The organism is Bacillota bacterium (assembly GCA_009711825.1).
GTDB lineage: Bacteria > Bacillota > Proteinivoracia > UBA4975 > VEMY01 > VEMY01.
This window is the reverse complement of sequence record VEMY01000068.1, coordinates 21,536-38,540: the sequence shown is the minus strand read 5'-3', so window position 1 is coordinate 38,540 and position 17,005 is coordinate 21,536. Positions and strand designations below refer to the sequence as shown.

Below are 17,005 nucleotides of genomic sequence, written 5' to 3'. Positions count from 1 at the left end.
TGGTGTCAGCCTCAATGCGCTGATCGCCGCCAACCCCCACATCCCCAATCCCAACGTGATTTTCCCCTGCGATGTGCTGTGTGTCCCAGGACCGCCGGCTCAAGACTGCCGTGTCCCGGCGACCTGTCCCCCCGGATTCCAGGGTAGGTACACCGTTCAGCCGGGCGACACCATGTTCCTGATTGCCCAACGGTTTGGTGTCAGCCTTAACGCGCTGATTGCCGCCAACCCCCACATCCCCAATCCCAACGTAATCTTCCCTTGCGACGTTTTATGTGTACCCAATCCGGGTCATAAACGTGAGGATGAGAGCTACGGGGAACAGGATGAAGATTGAGCTCTTAGCTCCAACAGAAGCGGCTGAACCGCCCTCCGGTAAAGCCAGGGGCAATGCCACCCTGGATTTAGCGGCCAAAACTATCAGCGTCAGGACAATCAACCTGCCGGTGCCTTCAGCGCTGGGTGATTTTGATGGTTACCAAATGCAGGTGATAGTTCCCGGCAGGGAGACAATTTATTTTCCCTTGTCCCCCGGCCGGGAAATTCCCCTAAACTACTATGGCAGTGGTGCTCTCCAAGTGGATGCACGGGCTGCAAACACCAGAATCAGGATTCGCCCCTGGAAGGCAGAGAGTGGTGATTGGGGTCCTGTCGTGCTCGCCGGAACATTCCGGGAGTGTTTTTACTGAAAAAGCGGCCAGCGCCGCTTTTTTTATTACACATTTGCAGAAGACAGTTAGTTGGGGTAAGGTGTATTATGTACATAATGCAGTCTTTGAAAGGAGAACGACTATGGTATCCTGGTCCTCAGTAATTTTTGCTGGTGTTTCAGCCGTCCTGGCCATAGGGGCTCCAGTGGCCCTGGCGATTTGGTTTTGCCGGCGTTATAAGGTTGGCGCCGTTCCGGTGCTGGTTGGCGCCCTTACATTCTTCATAACCCAGATAATTCTTCGCATTCCTTTGCTGCAGATTTTTTCGCCGATTATTCATCCATACCTTGAGGGGGGCGGGGGGGTACTGCTGGTGGGGCTGTTTCTGGCCCTTACCGCCGGTTTGTTCGAAGAGCTGGGGCGGTACGGCGCTTTTCGGTTACTGCTCAAGGATCAGGGCAATTGGAAAACAGCAGTTGCGATGGGGATCGGCCACGGCGGCATTGAGTCCCTCCTTTTGGTTGGACTGAATATGGCCGCGAATTTTATAATCCTCTTTTCGTTGAATTTGGAGCTGTCCCTGGATGTACCTCAAGAGGTCTATGGAGAACTGCTCGATGCTGCTCCCTGGATGTTCCTGGTCGGGGGAATTGAGCGGGTATTGGCCCTCAGTTTTCATGTTGGCGCTTCTGTGTTGGTGGTCCTGGGGGCTGTGCGGCGCAAATTCAGTTTAGTGCTGTTGGCAATTCTTGCCCATACTCTGTTAAACCTGCCCGTAGCCATGGTAGATTCGGCTGCCGGAATTGTGGCCGTAGAGTTCTGGTTGTTGCTCTGGGCAGTGGGGGCGTTAATCTGGACTGTCCGCAGCCGGCCGTTTTTTCCCGAAGACATTTAAGGCCCGTTAAGCGGGTCTTTTTTCTTGCATAGGATGGACAAGCCCTGCATACACTAAACCAGCAGAACTTGCTGGAAAATGGAGGGCTTGCCATGAAACATCTCACAACCCTGGTCTTGGTTATTTTGCTGGCGATGACAGCGCTTAAATACACATCGCCGCTTTTGGCCCGGCAAGCAGGAGTGCATTTGAACTGGGACGGAAGCGTGCTGGGAGAAAAAGAGGATTTGCCGGTGGCGGTGAGTCTCAACTATTATCTCGACGGCAATCCTGTCTCTGGTGGGCAGATAGATGACAAATGCGGCCGTGTGGATGTGGAGATGCATTTCAGCAATCAGTTGACTGCCAGACTGCCCCAATTAGGTGAAGTCGCCTGGGTGCCGCTGGCTGTGCAAGTGAGTGTTGAGTTGGAAACCGACCGCTATATGCTGCTGGACTTCGGCGATGCCACCTTAACGCTGAACGGAGACCGGGTGAAATTGACCTGGCTGGTCTTCCCCGGACCAGAAGCTAAAATTGACCTAGCCCTGGGGGCCCGTGGCGCCCAGCCACTACCCCTGGAATTTATGGTTATCCCCTGGACTCAGCCCCTGGGCGCGGAAACTGACAGTGCTCTTGCCCAGCAAGCAATGGCAGCGATGCCCGGTGTTGATACGGAATTGCTGTTTAGCGATTTGACTGCCCTCGCCCAGGGATACGACTCCATCCTCTCGGAACGACAGCGGAAGCTTTTTATCTCCGGCGCTATCCATTAGCTTGCGGAATTGCCTGCGAGTGGTAAAATAAACTATACGATGTTTGCGCGGGGGGAAGGATATGAGTACAGGTGCTGCTGGTCCGGCGCTACAGCTGCTGCCGCAGCTGCCCATCAGGCAAAACTGCGTGAGGAGGAAGAGCGTTTGACTACTTACAGCAAGGACGATTTGACGGGTTGGGAGTTTAAGATTGTGCGTTCTAGCGCCAAGATTCGCGGTGAAAAGTTCCAACAGCTCTGTCAAGAGGAAGCAGAAAACGGCTGGGAACTTGTGAAGAAATTCGACGATTACCGGGTGCGCTTTAAACGTCCTGTTGAACGTCGCCAGCAGGATGGCTACAGCGAAATTGACCCGTACCGAACTCAGTTTGGCGCGTCGGAAGCCAAAATTGTTGTCTTGGTTCTAGGAATCACCTTTGCTTTTGTTGCAATAATTGCTTTCCTAGCTATTGCATTCAGCTAAAAAGACGCCCAAGGCGTCTTTTTGTTTGTTTTGGATTTCTTCCAGAGCTAATAAAACACAAACAGGTTTCTGATGGATTTGGAGTAGGTTTAGTATCTCTCGGACAGCGACTTGCTTAATCTCCACTGGGGCGGCTCACTATTATCTCCCCAGTACTCGATAATCTCTGTGATGAGGTTGTTCTGAATGGTAAAAAAGGACGTAGCATAGAAACTGGTGCTTCCCCCTTGTTCTTCGACCTTAACTGCAGAAACAACTATCTTCTCTGTTGGGAGCAGTTGCTCAATGGTTATCAACCAACGGCCGGGATACTTCTTATTAAAGTCCACATACTTGTCCCTGCCCCTGAACACCTCCCTGGTATTGGGTAACCATACAGTTGCGGCCTCATGCATCAGCTGGCCTGCCTGCTCAAACTCCCCCTTACTGATTAGCTGCCAAAATAGCGTAACTATCTCCTTTGCCAACTTATCTCCCTCCCCTTATTTCCAGATGTGTCTAGCATACCACAGCCCGGACGCGAAAGGAACATCTGTTCTGGTTTCAGTTAGGGCGATATTCACTTGTAATAGCTGGAATAGAGGTACAGTGATGTTAATGCTTGTTAATAACCCAGGCCCGGAAGCCATTTATTTGATTATTATGCTATAATCCTCCCAAAGGGGGTGTTGCCAATGGCAGAAACATTAAATGACAAACTGGTGGTCTCTATTTCGTCCCGGGCGCTGTTTGATTTAGAGGAAAGCAATCGGATTTACGAGACCCAGGGTCTTGAAGCATATATCTGTTACCAGATTGAACATGAAAACGAAGTGCTGCGACCCGGCGTCGCCTTTCCGCTGATTCGACGGTTGTTAGCTTTGCAAGCTGCCGATGGCAGTCCGGCGGTTGAGGTAGTACTAGTCTCAAAAAACGACGCCAATACCGGCTTGCGGGTGTTTAACTCTATCGAACATTACCAGCTGAATATTACCCGGGCCGCCTTCACCTGTAATCGGTCACCATATAAATACCTGGAGGCGTTTAAGACAGACCTCTTCCTATCCGCAGACCCCGATGATGTCGGGCTTGCGCTTGGCCGGGGATTTGCCGCTGCCAACATTCTCACCGGACTGGATTTCCAGGATGACGAGACCCCGGAAATCCGCATTGCTTTTGATGGTGATGCGGTGCTGTTTAGCGATGAATCGGAGCAAATTTTCCAGGAGCGGGGCCTGGACGAGTTTAAGCGCCATGAGGCAGAAAACAGCCACATTCCCATGGCTCCTGGACCATTCAAGGGTTTCCTGGAGTCGTTGAACCGGATTCAGGCCGCTTATAAAGGGCAGGTGGAAGCGCCCATCCGCATCGCACTGGTTACAGCCAGGAACGCCCCTTCCCATAAGCGGGCAATCACTACCTTGCGTCACTGGGGTGTCCATATCGATGAGGCATTTTTCCTCGGCGGCTTGGACAAGTCCCCGTTTCTCAAGTATTTCCGTCCCCATATATTCTTTGACGACCAAAAGGGTTTTTGTGAACCGGCCTCCAAATTTGTGCCCACCGGCCATGTGCCGGGTGGTGTAAAAAATCAAGAACAGAAATAATAGCTGCCGTGGACAGCTATTTTATAGGAGGAAATCGTCCAACTGTCAAGAATTAATAATTTAGACTAGGCGAGAGGAGCAGAAGTGCGGCAGTAATAATCCTGTTGTCGGCAGCATAACATGTCTTAACTCCACAAGTGCATTAAAAACACTACTATTTTTATGAAGGAGGACGTTATGCAACAAATTCATGCTTTCGTTGAGGATTTTGCCCGGAAAATCGATTGTGGTGCGGTCCCGTTCGGAAATGACGAATGTCTGGGTTTGGAGCTGCATGGGTGTGAGCGTTGCGAGTGCTTGGGAGGTAGCGAGTGTAATGGCGGTGTGGAGTTTATCCGCCAGGCCCTGATTGTCCGGGGGACAGCGGAAGATTTGTCACTGGCAGAGGCTTTGGAGGTTCAGAATTTGCCCCGGTATAAAGAGCAAATTCTCAGCGCAGTCAGGCTGTACTTGGAGCGCCTGCAGGTAGCCTAGTGTTGTGTTACAGAATATAGAAATATGCTTTCTTAAACTTGTGGTCTTCTATTTCCTAAAGAATTAACTGGCACAGCCCCTATAGGGGCTTTTTTGTTGTCTGGAGACACCTGGCAGGAAAAACAAATCGGATGTGGAAACTATTAGGGGATAACCGGGGATGCAGAGTCATCAGCGGGTCCCGGCTTAGAGTAAAGAGGGGAGGATTCCCTTGGAAAAAAAGATTATCGGCCGCGGCCGGACTGCAGACATAATAGACCTTGGCGAGAACAGAGTTCTCAAGCTATTTCACGCCGGACTGGCCGGTAAGTCAGCGCAGCATGAATATCAGATTGGCAAGTTGATTCAAGAGACGGATCTGCCGGTGTTTAAAATGTATGAAATCCTGGAAGTGGATGGTAGTCCCGGGATTGTGGCTGAAAAGATAACTGGCCCGACTTTGCTTTCGGCAATGATGAAAAATCCATTTATCTTGTTGCGGGCGAGCGGGGTGCTCGCGGCTCTCCATTTGCGCATTCACAATGTGCAGCTGACGGGGTTGCCAAATCAAAAAGAATATCTCAGCCGGCAAATCGAGCGGGCAACCGGCCTCTCATCCCAACAGAAACAGGTAATCTCCGTGTATCTGGAGCGTCTGCCCAGCGAAAACGCCTTATGCCACGGAGATTTTCACCCCGACAACATCATTTTATCTTCCCGGGGGCCGATTATCATCGACTGGCCCAACGCTGCCAGCGGCAACCCGGCTGCCGATGTGGCTCGTTCTTGCCTGATGCTACAATCCGGTGCGTTGCCCCCGGATATGGCCGTGTACAAACAGTATATAATTCGCTCGGTGCGCAAATGGTTCCAACGCAATTATCTACGCAGCTATTTGCGCCGGGGCACCCTCACCGCCGGCCAGGTCGAAGCTTGGCTGCTGCCGGTGGCCGCTGCCCGCCTGGCGGAAGGCATTCCCGAAGAGTCCGAGTTCCTGATGCGGACAGTGGAGCAGCAATTAAGGAGAATATAGAAGAAGCTGCACCCTCGTGGTACAGCTTCTTTTACTTATCTGGACTTCGCCAGAAGCTCACGAACTATTTGTCCGGCGACAGAAAACCGGCGCTGCCGTTTGGCAATCAGGTCGGTTATTTGCTGGTAACAGATTTTCAGGCCCGGGCCTACGGTTGCCAGCAGAGTGAAGGCTGTGTTTATGCCCAGGACCAGCAGGACATCAGCGAATTTCAACTGCGGCCAGAACCGTTCGCCGCCCAGCGCATAGGTGGCAGGGCGGAGCCCACATAGATACCCGTGCGGCCAAAAATTGTCACCAAGACCAGCGTACAGGCTAAGGCCGCCGCCATAGTGATTGCAGTCAACAGAAACATCTCGGCAAAGATGATGCTATAACTCTGCCAGCGGCTGTAACCGATGGCCCGCAAAGTGCCAAATTCCTGCAGGCGCTGGAAGAGGTTCATTCGCACTGTGCTGACGACCCCCAGGGCGATTACCATCAACATAAAGAGGATAAAGATGTTAAACATCAGCTTCATATTCCGGGAGTTATTGGTATAAAATGGGGAGGCCTGGCGGTAATCTTCCGCCCGCAGGGTCTCGTTTTCAGTTAGCAGTTGGGCATCCAGCCGGGCAGCGAAATCGCTGGCATTGCCAGCCGAACCCAGGTAAATCCGGCAGATGTCAAAGAAAGGTTCGGGCACGGCAAAGAGCTCCCGGGCCTGAGAGTTATCCATAAATGCGTAGGAGTTTTCGTAGCCGGCGCCATTGGCGTAAATCCCCAGGACCCTGGCTTCGTGGATAAACACATCATTATCTGCAGAGGCAATCCGCAGGTTTAAGCGATCGCCGATTTGAACGCCCTGTTCATCGGAAAGGCGCTGGCTGACGGTGACCCCTGGATTGTCGGCATCCGGCAGGCGCCCGGCAACTATCTCCAGCGTCTTGGCATCCTGGAGGTAGCGGGCAGACTCAGGTGTGAGGCCATAGACTGTCAGCTGATCCTGATGATTGCCATAGCTGAAGCGAACTGGGCGTAGAATCGCCGGAAAAGCGTGGGTCACCTGGTGTTCGTTTTCGGCTAAAAACTCTAGGAGCCGCTCGACTGACCGCTCCTTTGCTCCCCGGTTGTCTTGTTGGTAGCCAATTAAACTGTCGGTAAACCGGGTAGGTTCGGAAGTGTTGACATCTTTCATCTCGCTCCACAGTACCGCCACATGGCCGGATTGGTAGTTGACATAGCCGCTGATAACCTGGTTCTCAACCCCGTTCATAGCAGCATTGCTGGTCAGGAGCATAAACGAGATGATAAACAGAGTAAGTCCGATCAGCAGCGAGCGGCGTTTATTTTGCAGAACATTGCGTAGGGCAATTTTCAGTATAATCATCCTCGACCCTCCTATTGTTCCTTAAGGGTTTCGGCCGGGTCCAGGGAAGAAGCCTTCCACGCTGGCCACAGGGCCGCAACCAGTGTAAATATTAAGATTACCGCCGCCACCGGATAGATTAGACTGATATCGTAACGGATGGTAAATTCCCTGCCCAAGATGAAATCAATCGGGGGGCCGGCTTCAATCGTGACTCTGGATAAGGCCAGAACCAGGGCGGAACCGGCTGCCAACCCCAGTGCGCAGGCCAGGGCGGCAATGGATATTATTTCCGCTAAGAAGATGCGCACCACCTGGAGTTTGCTATAGCCGATGGCCCGCAGGGTGCCAATCTCCTGCTGGCGCTCGATACCCATCATAAAGATCAGGTTGATAATCAAGATGCTGATGATGACCATCATCACCAAAATAAACAGGATAAACATTGCCCGGTACATGCTGAGCCCGCCTTTTACAAAACCGCCCATGTCTTCCCAGTGGCTCACGGTAAAGCCGGACAGCTTTGCCTGTAAATCGGCAACCACGCCAGCGTTGTCTGTTGTCGCAAAACCAATGATATCAGTTGCGGTTTCTGGCGCCAGGCCTGCCAGCTGTCTGGCGCTTTCGATATCGGAGTAGACAGCTGCAAATCCAAACAAGGACAAGAGGTCGACATCGCCAACGCCGACAACCGTCAGGGGCAGCGTCGTGTGTTCGGTGGCGGCTTCTATCTGATCGCCCACACCCACGTCCAGGGATTCGGCCAGGAGGGAGGAGAGGACTATCTCACCCGCGCGGGCCACGTAGGCGCCGCTGTCTAAGCTCACTGCCTGCTGATACTGATTGCTGCTGGGCTCGAGACCGATGAGCATGGCGAAGCCCTGGTCCAGTTCATGCTGCAGGGCGACATTCACCCTTACCCTGGGGACAGTTTGCAGATTGTGCTCCGACAAAGCCTGTTCAGCGTTTGCAACCTGGTCTGGACTGAGGAAGTGCAAATCGCCCCAGCTGGTCTGGACTGCCAGCATGTCTTCCTCCTAGGTAAGTTCGGAACGGACCTGGATGTGCCCGGTCAGGGAATTAATCAGCGAATTCTCTATATTCCCCATGACGGTGCTGAAGAAGGCATTGCTGACTAAGAGCACGAAACTGGCCAGGAAAATAAACGTCCCCAGGGCCAATGCTCGCCAGGGGTTGCCACTGGCATTTTTCCACGCAAAATTTACTAACCGCATGCTTGCTCCCTCCGGATAACACCGTCTTCCATGTGGTAAATCTTGCTTGCCCTCTGCATCACCTTGGGATCATGGGTAGAGAAGATGAAGGTGGTCTTATGCTCACGGTTAATCTGCTGCATCAGTTCGATGATTTCAATGCCAGTCTTGGAGTCGAGATTGGCGGTGGGCTCATCGGCTAGGACCAGTTTGGGATGGGTTACCAGCGCCCTTGCCACTGCAACCCGTTGCCGCTGCCCGCCGGAGACTTCGGCTGGCTTTTGTTGAGCCTGCCCGGAGAGGCCGACTGCATCAATAAAATAGTCGACTCGTTTCTTGCGTTCTGTCGCCGAGACATCCTTGCGAATCAAGAGCGGCAGCTCCACATTTTCCCGGAGGTTGAGTACGGGAATCAGGTTGAAAGACTGAAAGATGAAGCCAATCACCGTCAGGCGCACCAAGTTTCGTTGTCCTTCGGTCAAGCTGTTAACCAGGTTGCCGGCCACCTGGATTTTGCCCTCGCTGGGAGTATCTAGGCAACCAATCAGATTGAGTAGGGTTGACTTGCCACTGCCGGAGGCGCCGGCCACCGAGACAAACTCCCCTTCCGTGATTTCCAAGTTCACCCCACGCAAAGCCGGCACAGTGGTTTTGCCCAGCTGATAGTTTTTGTATACATTTTGAACAGAAACAATCCTGATAATTCCTCCCGAAGATAATTCTCCCATAAGGGTACTCCTTAATAGTGAAAAAATAAACATTGATACTGTTTTGAAATATTATGTATACTGCTCCTGTGTATGCCACCCGGCCAACGGGGACAGCTCCCGCTGGCTGGGTGGACAGTTAACCTGTCAGAAGGTAGACTATTACTAATAGAAAATGAGGGGGACGGGCATATGAGAGTTATTAACTCACATAGCGGCGCAAAAATGATTATCGATGGGCGCAAGATTACCAACTTCACCGGTTGCTCATATCTTGGCATTAGCGACCAAAAAGAATTGCTGGCTGCTGCAATCAGTGCGCTCGAAACATACGGCTCTGTGGGACAAATTCCCCGGCACTATAATTTCTTGGCGCCGCCATATTCTGAAGCCGAACAAGCAGCGATTGAATTCTTTGACACAGAAGCAGCGGTGTTTTTCTCCGCCGGCTATCTCTTTGCTTCAATGGCTTTACAGGGACTGGCGCCAGAATATGATGTGATTTTCATGGACGAAAAGGCCCACTATAGCGTTTGTGATGGTGCAGCTACTGCCAATAAACCTGTTTATAGATTCAAGCATACTGACCCGGATGATTTAGCGCGTGTAGTGTCGGCAAACTTAAAAACAGGCCAGATACCTCTGGTTGCCACTGATGGTATGTTCCCTACCTATGGAAACCTCGCGCCCTTGGACAAATACTATGAGATAATTAACCAACATAGGGGCTGGATGATTGTCGATGAGTCCCATTCCTTTGGTGCAATCGGTGAACGGGGACGCGGGGCGATCGAGAAATTTGACTTACCGCGGGAGCGGGTTATTGGTGGCGGCTCGATGGCCAAGGCCTTTTGCGCCTATGGGGCAATCGCTGTGGGCTCCCGGCTGGCAATCGACGCGATCCTCTCATCGCCTCCCGCCAAAGGGGCGACTGCAGGTATGACGGCAGCTGCTGCCATGACTGCTGCCAGCCTAAGCTATGTAAAAAAACACCCGGAGCTTTTGGCCAGGCTGCGGGAAAATACCAAGTACCTTAAAGAAGGGTTGCTGGCCCTGGGAATTGATGTCGAATTGAATGATTCGCCAGCAGCTACCTTTACCTTGGGGACTGCCGCCGAGATGAAGAAAGTTCAAGCAGTGTTAATGGAGAACGGCATCTGCATAATTTACTCTCAATATGTTGGCGCCGGCCCGGAAGGTGTGCTCAGGTGCTCGATTTTCGCCGACCACACAAAGGAAGATCTAGATTTATTGCTTAACTCCCTGAAGCACTACCTATAATAGTAGTTGCGATATCCACCCTTTGCGGCCGTCGATTGCCGTAAGCTATTGTTCCCGAGCAAAAACAAGACCGATTCGCATCAGCGATAAGCTTAGTCGAATCGGTCTTATTTGTTAGATATTCACTATCAGTTGATTTTCAAGCAAGCGCTTCTTAAAGCTCTCTACCAGGGCGATTTCTTTCTCGGAGGGCGTCGCGCCAAACTCGGACAGCAACACAGCCAGCAGCTCACAATCCCTGAACTGAAGCAGCAAGGGGATGGTCGCCAAATGTTCGCGGGACACATGAAATTCCCGCTGGTAACCGATTAGAAAGTGCTCAAAAAACAGGCGGCCAAAGGCATCTTTTTCTGCCTGGGATTTCAGGTTGTTGCCCCAGATTGCATAGTACAGGGGAATGGCCAGGTCGCTGGCCAGCTGATGGTAACAGGCGTCATCGAAGTCGAAGATTTGCACCGCTTCACCGTCGTAGAAGAAGTTATACTGGTGGACATCAGAGTGAATCAGGCCGTACCAGTCTTTTGTTTTGGGCAAACGTTCGGTGGCGCCTACGATGGCGGCAACCCGTTCCTGAAGCGCCGGTTCCGCCGGTATATACTGAGCGAGGGTACTCTTAAAGATATTTACATCATCTTCCCGCCGGACAATATCCGCCGGGGGACGATAGTCTGCAGTCAGGCGGTGGAGTCTGCCGATTGCCAGTCCCCAGGCCTGAAACAGCTGCTTGTTATTGCGCTCCTGGCGGATGTCAATCAGCTTCCCGCGGGCCCGGGCAAACACGCTGACATGTAACGGCGTGTCCTCGACGACAATGGTTTCCACCAGATTATCATTCAGTGAAGGAAAGGGACCGGCAACAGTTGCCCCGTGGTGACGCAAAAATTCCAGCCAGTGCAATTCGCTATAGACTTGTGCCGCAGTGCGGTGTTTATTATGGACGATGCGCAAAATCACCGGCTGCCCGTTGCGTTGCCCCTGATAGATTACATTCTCAAACCCGCCAACATACTTAATCGAGTTGCTATCAATTGCAAACAGCCCTGCAACCTGGTCGAGAAAGTCCCGGGTTAATAGCTCCTGTGTTTCATCTTTATGTATTTTTCATACTCCTTCTCAGCCACCGGGGACAGGTCCCGCTGGCTGGATCTATTCCCACGGTCCGTATGGTGTTGTTGCCGGCGAGTTCTTGATTGCCAGGACATATTGAAAATAATCTGTTGTCACTCCCCTGTAGGGTCCGGGAATAAGCAACGGTTCTTCAGCGTAGGGGGATTCTGCGCTGTTGAGCTTGAACAGAGTAAAGTCAGCTGAGGCCTGCCGCTCCACCGGTCTGGTGTCGGTAAACTGGTCTTGGACAGCCAGCTCTCGGTAATCATTCTGCCACGAGGACATCTTGGAATTGATGTAGATATAGGCAATTGAAATGACTTGATCTCGCACCGGGGAGTCATCTCGCTGCAGGTACATGGCCAGGCGTTCTACCCCTTCCATATCGGAGGCGCACTGCTCTTGAAAGACATGGGCCATGCCAAACTGGCCAAAGTATTTGCCCGCAGGCAGGTGTTCATGGAACTTGAGGAAGTTCTCATACATCGCCTGTTCCCGGATATACATCGCCTGCTGGTCAGCTTCGGCCACAGCAATCCTGTTGACCAGGTTCTCGACGACATCGTCGAAGTAGAACAGGTCTTCCGCCAGGGCATCGCTGTATTTCTCAGGCTTGTTTGCCCGCTCCTTCTGCAGTTCAAAAACGAAGTTGGTGAAATCGTCCCAATCCTGTAGTTTGATATCCTGAAGCAATGGAAGCTCGTCGGCCCCGTTGAGGGTGGTCAGATAGTAGAGGGCCGCTCGGAACTGGTGCTCAACATCAATTCCTATAACAATAATTCGTTCATCTTTCGGTTGTTGCAGGTTATATTCCCGAAGCCTTTCCCAGAATTCCCGATGTTCAATAGACCATGCACCGGAGCCCTTCAATTCTTCAAAGATAAAGTCCAATGTTTCGGCTTTTCCGGTTTCCATGTACTGATTCAACAGTCCGGCGATTCCGTGGCCCATCTCACAGAGAAGATACCTGATTCCTGCTTCTTTGTGCAGGGTGGTCATGAGTCCGTATTTTGCGGTAAAGTTGCCGGCCACGGCGTGGTATTCGCCAGCAAGGATTATTTCAGTATCTGCCAGGTCAGGCGTTAGCAACTCCAGATCCGGACTGTTCATGTCCAGAGTGCTTTTGTTCTCTTTCAGATAATTACCGGCGGCGCTTGAACAGCCGCTTACGGTCAGCGTCAGTATTAGGATTATAAGGATCTTTCTCATATAACTCACTCCGTATTTCAATGCTTCTACGATTGTATTCCCAAATCCCGGCCCTGGCAACTGCTGTTAACAATCTGTCACGCAAAAAGGCCACCGGATGATCTTCCAGTGGCCAAATTTCCCTATCTCTATTATGAGGACAACACGGAAATAACGATTATCATCACCACCGAGAATAAGCGGAGTGAAATTAAAACAAATATCCTTACCCCTGAGGGGTTAAGAGAAGCCACCCAGCAAGCGATTGCCAAACTTGCTTTCCTGCCGGAGGGCGAAGTCCAGCCGCCGCTAGTTGATGCACCGGCAGAGATTGCCCAGGATGAGTTTAATCCCCAATTGGATACAGCCTACGACGTGGAATCCCGGGCCAAACTGGTTAAGGAGTGTTTAGACACCCTCAGTGAAAACTATCTGGCCTATGGCGCCCTAACAATTACCACAAGCCAAATCAGCGTGGGAAATTCCCAGGGAATCCGCCGTTTTTCAAGGAACAATAATGCTTCCTTTTCCACAATCGTCGCCGGAGAAAATGGCTCGGGTTACGGAGAGACACAGTCTAGCCGAGTTGAAGATTTTGATTTCCCCGGCGCATTCGCCCGGGCCTATGAGAAAGCCCGGCTTAATCAGAATCCAGGGACCCTGAAACCGGGTGCATATACAGTAATTCTCGAGCAGCCGGCGGTAGGCGGCTTGATGACTTTCTTGTCCTACCTGGGCTTTTCCGGTAAAAGCGTCCAGAATCAAATTAGCTTCCTCACCGGTAAGCAGGGGGTAGCGGTCTTTGACCCTAGAATTACAATCATCGATGATTATACAAATGAAAATACCATGCGCTTGCCCTTCGACTTTGAAGGCACTCCCCGGCAGCAAGTAACAATTATCCAGCAAGGAGTGGCCAAAGACCTGACATATGACATGGCCAGCGCCCAAAAAGCGGGTTGCCCAAGTACCGGCCATTCGGTAAATATGCCAGCCTATGGCGGCATGCCCTTAAACCTGGTAATGACCAACGGCAAGGAGAGCCTATCCGATATTATTGCCGGAACCCAACAGTGGCTGCTTATCACCCGCTTTCATTACATGAACCCCGTCAACCCCCGAACTGCCCAGTTAACGGCCCTTACCCGGGACGGTGTGTTTACAGTCGAAAAAGGTAAGATCACCGGTTCCGTTAAAAACATGCGTTTTACCGAAAGTATGCTCCAAGCATTCAATAAGATTGAAGCAGTGTCTAGCGATCGCCAACGCACCAGCTTCTTCTTCGGCAACTATTACGTGCCGGCACTGAAAATCAACGATTTCCACTTCACAGGCAATGCCAACTAAAAGGGCAGGGACGGGGGGACAATTGACCTGTCCCCGCGTCCCAAAGTTATGATGCAACTTTTTCCGCCCTAATAACCAGGCCAGCGAAAAAACCGGTATACGCGGCAGTGCCAATAAATAGCCAATCTATGTGCTCAGCATTGACAGAGGTAAAAACCCGCAAGAGGATAAGCAGACCTAAGAGCAGAATAAAGCTTGCGAGTATAATCCAAACCGTCCGCAAATGCATGCCCGGCTTCCCGTCACACTCGGTGAATCGATTAGCTACCCGTTTCAGCTTGGGAACAAGATTAATCCGTTGGCCCACAGTGCAATAAATCATGCCCAGTCCAAAAAAAATGACACCCAGTGCAATCAAACTCCATGACGATTCAACTTCATAAGAACTTAGTATCCGATTTACTGACATTATTATATAAAGGATTGACAGTACTAGATAAAGACCAACCACCGACGCCCACGACTTGACAAACATTATTTCTCTATTCTGTAAACAAGATTATATTACTGCCTTGTATCACCGGAGGAACTCCTCCTCCGCCACCACCTCCACCCGAGGCAACAGGCGAATTATACAAAGTTCCGTAATAATTCCACAATGTGTACCTGGCCACCCTAAAATAATCGGGGTGGTGGGCCAATACCCCGCCTAACTCCCTGTAATTTACGGTCTGTCCTACCCAGAACCATAAACAATTACGGTCATCTAGAAACATAGCAGGTGTAACCGTAGAAACAACAAACCCAAGCAATGTCCCAACCACAGCACCGCCTACTCCACCAATATAAGCCCCTAAAGCCGCACCTAATGCTGCTGGAGCAAGGCCCATTAAAGTTTGGGCGACAGGACTCCCTATCATATAATGGTGCAATCTTAAACCATCAATCCGGTAACTTAGCCAATAGCTCATTCCGTAATGGTCCACATCCGGCCGAGGATATGGGATATTATGGGACTGAGGAACAAACCTTACTCTATCCCAAAAAAAGTTGCTTGAGGACTGAGGAGCTTCATCAACCGCGATGTTTCCACTCAAAGCATCAGCTTGTAGTAAATTTATCTCTGAGGAAAAATTGGCAATCGTTTTTTCCAGACCATTATCGGCTGTGCTAACTATAGACACTAAATATTCATCGCCATGTTTAGAGTTGAATATTTGATGACTCTCAGAGTTAAACAAATTCCCTTCGTTAATAGTTAAAACCCCTTGTGTTAGCTCGTCATTTGTCTCAAGAATAATAGTGACATCATTAACGATAAGATGAGTTTTGAGTTCTGTATGTTCTATAATTTGGATATCCACGTCAATTTCATGTACATTTTCAGTGTCTGCATTTGCCGATGGAGCAGAAATGACAAAAACTATTAATGTAACCAAAACTAATCTGAGAAATCTTTTCATCTAGTCCCCCCCAAATATAATATTTGTATTATTGTAACGTATTCAGTTTATTTAGTCAAAAGAAATATTGCCAGAACGGAACCGCATCCCCAAAAAAAGGGCTGTCTCAAATTAAAGTAAAGTGGACCCTTTGTCAAGGACACCTAAAAAACTGTGGCGGCAAAATCCGCTTACACAACTAGAGAGGTAGCGGAAGAAGTTAAGCGGATTGAGTGGATTGCCGTTTTGCCGCACTTCCCAGTGCAGATGCGGCCCGGTGCTGACTCCGGTGTTGCCGACATAGGCAATTACCTGACCCCGCACTACCCGGGAACCAGACCAGATATTCGATGGGAAGCGGCTGATATGGGCATAGAGTGTGGAATAACCATTGCCATGATCAATAATCAAGTAATAGCCGTAGCCTGATCCATAAGACCTGCGTGTGACGACCCCATCGTCAGCAGCAAAAATCGGAGTGCCTCTAGAAGCGGCTATGTCCAAGCCCATATGGGTGCGTTGGCCAGGCCGGGAGTCCCCAAAACGACTGGAAATTCTGCCGCTGTTCATCGGGAAGCGGAATGAACTAGTTGGCGTCAGCGGCCATCGTCCACTGCCCGGCATAATAATTCTCTCTTCCGGTTGCTGGGTAACTTCCACATCGGTCTGTTTACGGCTCACTTCCTGTCCGTTGATCAATTTAACTTCGTAGACTACATCACGGCTACCAGCGCTGCCGGACTGGATTGTCCGAGCACTTTCGTAACCCCGGTTGCCTGCAGCCTGCTTTTGTGCTTGCGCCGCCCCCCGGGTTTTCAGGGAGAGGATGTCCGCCGGGCAATAGGCGACACAGGTGGAGCAGCGAATGCAGTCATAGCTGTCAAACTGGTTATTCTCATTGAACTTGCGGTAGGGCTCCAAATGCATCGGGCAGACTCGGGCGCAGGTGGCGCATGTATGACATTTATCAGTGCTTTCAATTGTCACCATCTGCTCGGTCTTTTTATTGCCGCCTGTTATTCGCCCCAACCACAGGGAAATACGCTGCAGTGTGCCCATGGGGCAGAAATTGCACCAGGCCCGGGGACTGATGACCAGCGCCAATGTGGTGCCGACAATGGTCACCACCAGGTAATTCATGACAAAGATATAGCCCAGGCGGTCCCAAAAGTTCAGCTCGCCCCAGAGTTGGGCCACCCGCATCAGGCGCATGCCCAGCATATAGCCAAACCAGGCAAAGGCAGGAATCCGCACCCAGAGGGAACGCAGCACCTTGGGAATCGGGCGGTTGCGGCTTAAGAGAGCAGCATATTGGTCAAACAGGCTGCCGTGGGGGCAGATTTTGCCGCACCAAACATTGCCGCCAAAAAAGCCCAGCACCGCCAGGGTGAGCATCACCGGAATCAGGAGCAGGCCCAAAACAGGGAACCAAAGCCCGCCCAACACAACCACCGGCAGGAAAAGCCATGCATAACGTTTGAGGGACGTAAACACTCGATTTGTCTTTAAATAATATGACATTAAACACCCTCCTAAAATTTTATATACCTAATACCCGTATGGGGTATATTATATGTATATCTAATCACGATGTCAA

At 51.0% G+C, this 17,005-nt stretch carries 20 protein-coding genes; 9 read left to right on the top strand and 11 right to left on the bottom strand.

Translation table 11 applies throughout. The features are described 5' to 3' along the window. The 4 genes from FH749_15230 to FH749_15215 form a co-directional block, all read left to right on the top strand. A partial coding sequence (locus FH749_15230) for a LysM peptidoglycan-binding domain-containing protein (protein MTI96804.1) occupies nucleotides 1-337 on the top strand: 337 nt, incomplete at its 5' end. 221 nt (nucleotides 338-558) lie between these two features. Beyond that, on the top strand, nucleotides 559-1,545 hold the full coding sequence (locus tag FH749_15225; protein ID MTI96803.1) for a YhfC family intramembrane metalloprotease: 987 nt from the start codon (nucleotides 559-561) through the stop codon (nucleotides 1,543-1,545). A gap of 92 nt (nucleotides 1,546-1,637) precedes the next feature. Continuing rightward, a complete protein-coding gene (locus FH749_15220; protein ID MTI96802.1) occupies nucleotides 1,638-2,300 on the top strand; it encodes a hypothetical protein in 663 nt (220 codons plus the stop codon). Nucleotides 2,301-2,444: 144 nt separating this feature from the next. Then, nucleotides 2,445-2,762 carry a hypothetical protein gene (locus FH749_15215; protein MTI96801.1) on the top strand — a complete coding sequence of 106 codons (318 nt, stop codon included), beginning with the start codon at nucleotides 2,445-2,447 and terminating at the stop codon, nucleotides 2,760-2,762. Nucleotides 2,763-2,851: 89 nt separating this feature from the next. On the opposite strand, the gene FH749_15210 is transcribed toward FH749_15215, so the two are convergent. Next, nucleotides 2,852-3,229, bottom strand: a complete 378-nt coding sequence (locus tag FH749_15210) for a hypothetical protein (protein MTI96800.1) — start codon at nucleotides 3,227-3,229, stop codon at nucleotides 2,852-2,854. Nucleotides 3,230-3,436: 207 nt separating this feature from the next. Here FH749_15210 and FH749_15205 point away from each other — a divergent pair, with 207 nt between their 5' ends. The 3 genes from FH749_15205 to FH749_15195 all read left to right on the top strand — a co-directional run bounded on the left by FH749_15205 (nucleotide 3,437) and on the right by FH749_15195 (nucleotide 5,834). Then, a complete protein-coding gene (locus tag FH749_15205) occupies nucleotides 3,437-4,348 on the top strand; it encodes a 5'-nucleotidase (GenBank protein ID MTI96799.1) in 912 nt (303 codons plus the stop codon). Nucleotides 4,349-4,525: 177 nt separating this feature from the next. Next, a complete protein-coding gene (locus FH749_15200) occupies nucleotides 4,526-4,822 on the top strand; it encodes a hypothetical protein (protein MTI96798.1) in 297 nt (98 codons plus the stop codon). A gap of 205 nt (nucleotides 4,823-5,027) precedes the next feature. Continuing rightward, nucleotides 5,028-5,834 carry a hypothetical protein gene (locus tag FH749_15195; protein MTI96797.1) on the top strand — a complete coding sequence of 269 codons (807 nt, stop codon included), beginning with the start codon at nucleotides 5,028-5,030 and terminating at the stop codon, nucleotides 5,832-5,834. Nucleotides 5,835-5,869: 35 nt separating this feature from the next. On the opposite strand, the gene FH749_15190 is transcribed toward FH749_15195, so the two are convergent. Genes FH749_15190 through FH749_15170 form a run of 5 tightly spaced genes read right to left on the bottom strand, consistent with a single transcriptional unit; the run spans nucleotide 5,870 to nucleotide 9,097 of the window. After that, complete coding sequence (locus tag FH749_15190) at nucleotides 5,870-6,049, bottom strand: hypothetical protein (GenBank protein ID MTI96796.1); 180 nt, start codon at nucleotides 6,047-6,049, stop codon at nucleotides 5,870-5,872. Next, complete coding sequence (locus FH749_15185) at nucleotides 6,046-7,203, bottom strand: FtsX-like permease family protein (GenBank protein MTI96795.1); 1,158 nt, start codon at nucleotides 7,201-7,203, stop codon at nucleotides 6,046-6,048. The genes FH749_15190 and FH749_15185 overlap by 4 nt, the downstream gene beginning before the upstream one ends. 11 nt (nucleotides 7,204-7,214) lie before the next feature. Next, nucleotides 7,215-8,210, bottom strand: a complete 996-nt coding sequence (locus tag FH749_15180; protein MTI96794.1) for an ABC transporter permease — start codon at nucleotides 8,208-8,210, stop codon at nucleotides 7,215-7,217. A gap of 9 nt (nucleotides 8,211-8,219) precedes the next feature. Continuing rightward, entirely contained in the window at nucleotides 8,220-8,417 is a 198-nt protein-coding gene (locus FH749_15175) for a hypothetical protein (protein MTI96793.1), read from the bottom strand. Continuing rightward, nucleotides 8,408-9,097, bottom strand: a complete 690-nt coding sequence (locus FH749_15170) for an ABC transporter ATP-binding protein (protein MTI96792.1) — start codon at nucleotides 9,095-9,097, stop codon at nucleotides 8,408-8,410. The genes FH749_15175 and FH749_15170 overlap by 10 nt, the downstream gene beginning before the upstream one ends. A 99-nt stretch (nucleotides 9,098-9,196) precedes the next feature. Here FH749_15170 and FH749_15165 point away from each other — a divergent pair, with 99 nt between their 5' ends. Beyond that, nucleotides 9,197-10,384 (top strand): pyridoxal phosphate-dependent aminotransferase family protein, encoded by a 1,188-nt coding sequence (locus FH749_15165; GenBank protein ID MTI96791.1) that lies wholly within the window; start codon nucleotides 9,197-9,199, stop codon nucleotides 10,382-10,384. A 114-nt stretch (nucleotides 10,385-10,498) separates the two neighbouring features. On the opposite strand, the gene FH749_15160 is transcribed toward FH749_15165, so the two are convergent. Together FH749_15160 and FH749_15155 are read right to left on the bottom strand one after the other, a co-directional pair. Beyond that, nucleotides 10,499-11,482 (bottom strand): hypothetical protein, encoded by a 984-nt coding sequence (locus tag FH749_15160; protein ID MTI96790.1) that lies wholly within the window; start codon nucleotides 11,480-11,482, stop codon nucleotides 10,499-10,501. A 48-nt stretch (nucleotides 11,483-11,530) separates the two neighbouring features. Further along, nucleotides 11,531-12,700, bottom strand: coding sequence for an erythromycin esterase family protein (locus FH749_15155; GenBank protein ID MTI96789.1), 1,170 nt, complete (start codon nucleotides 12,698-12,700; stop codon nucleotides 11,531-11,533). Between FH749_15155 and FH749_15150 the strand changes: the two genes are divergently transcribed. Beyond that, on the top strand, nucleotides 12,701-14,026 hold the full coding sequence (locus FH749_15150) for a TldD/PmbA family protein (protein MTI96788.1): 1,326 nt from the start codon (nucleotides 12,701-12,703) through the stop codon (nucleotides 14,024-14,026). A 46-nt stretch (nucleotides 14,027-14,072) separates the two neighbouring features. On the opposite strand, the gene FH749_15145 is transcribed toward FH749_15150, so the two are convergent. The 3 genes from FH749_15145 to FH749_15135 form a co-directional block, all read right to left on the bottom strand. Then, on the bottom strand, nucleotides 14,073-14,384 hold the full coding sequence (locus tag FH749_15145) for a hypothetical protein (protein MTI96787.1): 312 nt from the start codon (nucleotides 14,382-14,384) through the stop codon (nucleotides 14,073-14,075). Nucleotides 14,385-14,508: 124 nt separating this feature from the next. Then, a complete protein-coding gene (locus FH749_15140; protein MTI96786.1) occupies nucleotides 14,509-15,429 on the bottom strand; it encodes a hypothetical protein in 921 nt (306 codons plus the stop codon). A 111-nt stretch (nucleotides 15,430-15,540) separates the two neighbouring features. Beyond that, nucleotides 15,541-16,929: a 4Fe-4S binding protein gene (locus tag FH749_15135; GenBank protein MTI96785.1), complete on the bottom strand. Its 1,389-nt coding sequence runs from the start codon at nucleotides 16,927-16,929 to the stop codon at nucleotides 15,541-15,543. Nucleotides 16,930-17,005: the final 76 nt, after the last annotated feature.

Coding starts and splice junctions, on each gene's coding strand:
- FH749_15225 (MTI96803.1), top strand. CDS start 559: ATGGCAGTGGTGCTCTCCAAGTGGATGCACGGGCTGCAAACACCAGAA.
- FH749_15220 (MTI96802.1), top strand. CDS start 1,638: ATGAAACATCTCACAACCCTGGTCTTGGTTATTTTGCTGGCGATGACA.
- FH749_15205 (MTI96799.1), top strand. CDS start 3,437: ATGGCAGAAACATTAAATGACAAACTGGTGGTCTCTATTTCGTCCCGG.
- FH749_15200 (MTI96798.1), top strand. CDS start 4,526: ATGCAACAAATTCATGCTTTCGTTGAGGATTTTGCCCGGAAAATCGAT.
- FH749_15185 (MTI96795.1), bottom strand. CDS start 7,203: ATGATTATACTGAAAATTGCCCTACGCAATGTTCTGCAAAATAAACGC.
- FH749_15180 (MTI96794.1), bottom strand. CDS start 8,210: ATGCTGGCAGTCCAGACCAGCTGGGGCGATTTGCACTTCCTCAGTCCA.
- FH749_15175 (MTI96793.1), bottom strand. CDS start 8,417: ATGCGGTTAGTAAATTTTGCGTGGAAAAATGCCAGTGGCAACCCCTGG.
- FH749_15165 (MTI96791.1), top strand. CDS start 9,197: ATGCCACCCGGCCAACGGGGACAGCTCCCGCTGGCTGGGTGGACAGTT.
- FH749_15155 (MTI96789.1), bottom strand. CDS start 12,700: ATGAGAAAGATCCTTATAATCCTAATACTGACGCTGACCGTAAGCGGC.
- FH749_15140 (MTI96786.1), bottom strand. CDS start 15,429: ATGAAAAGATTTCTCAGATTAGTTTTGGTTACATTAATAGTTTTTGTC.
- FH749_15135 (MTI96785.1), bottom strand. CDS start 16,929: ATGTCATATTATTTAAAGACAAATCGAGTGTTTACGTCCCTCAAACGT.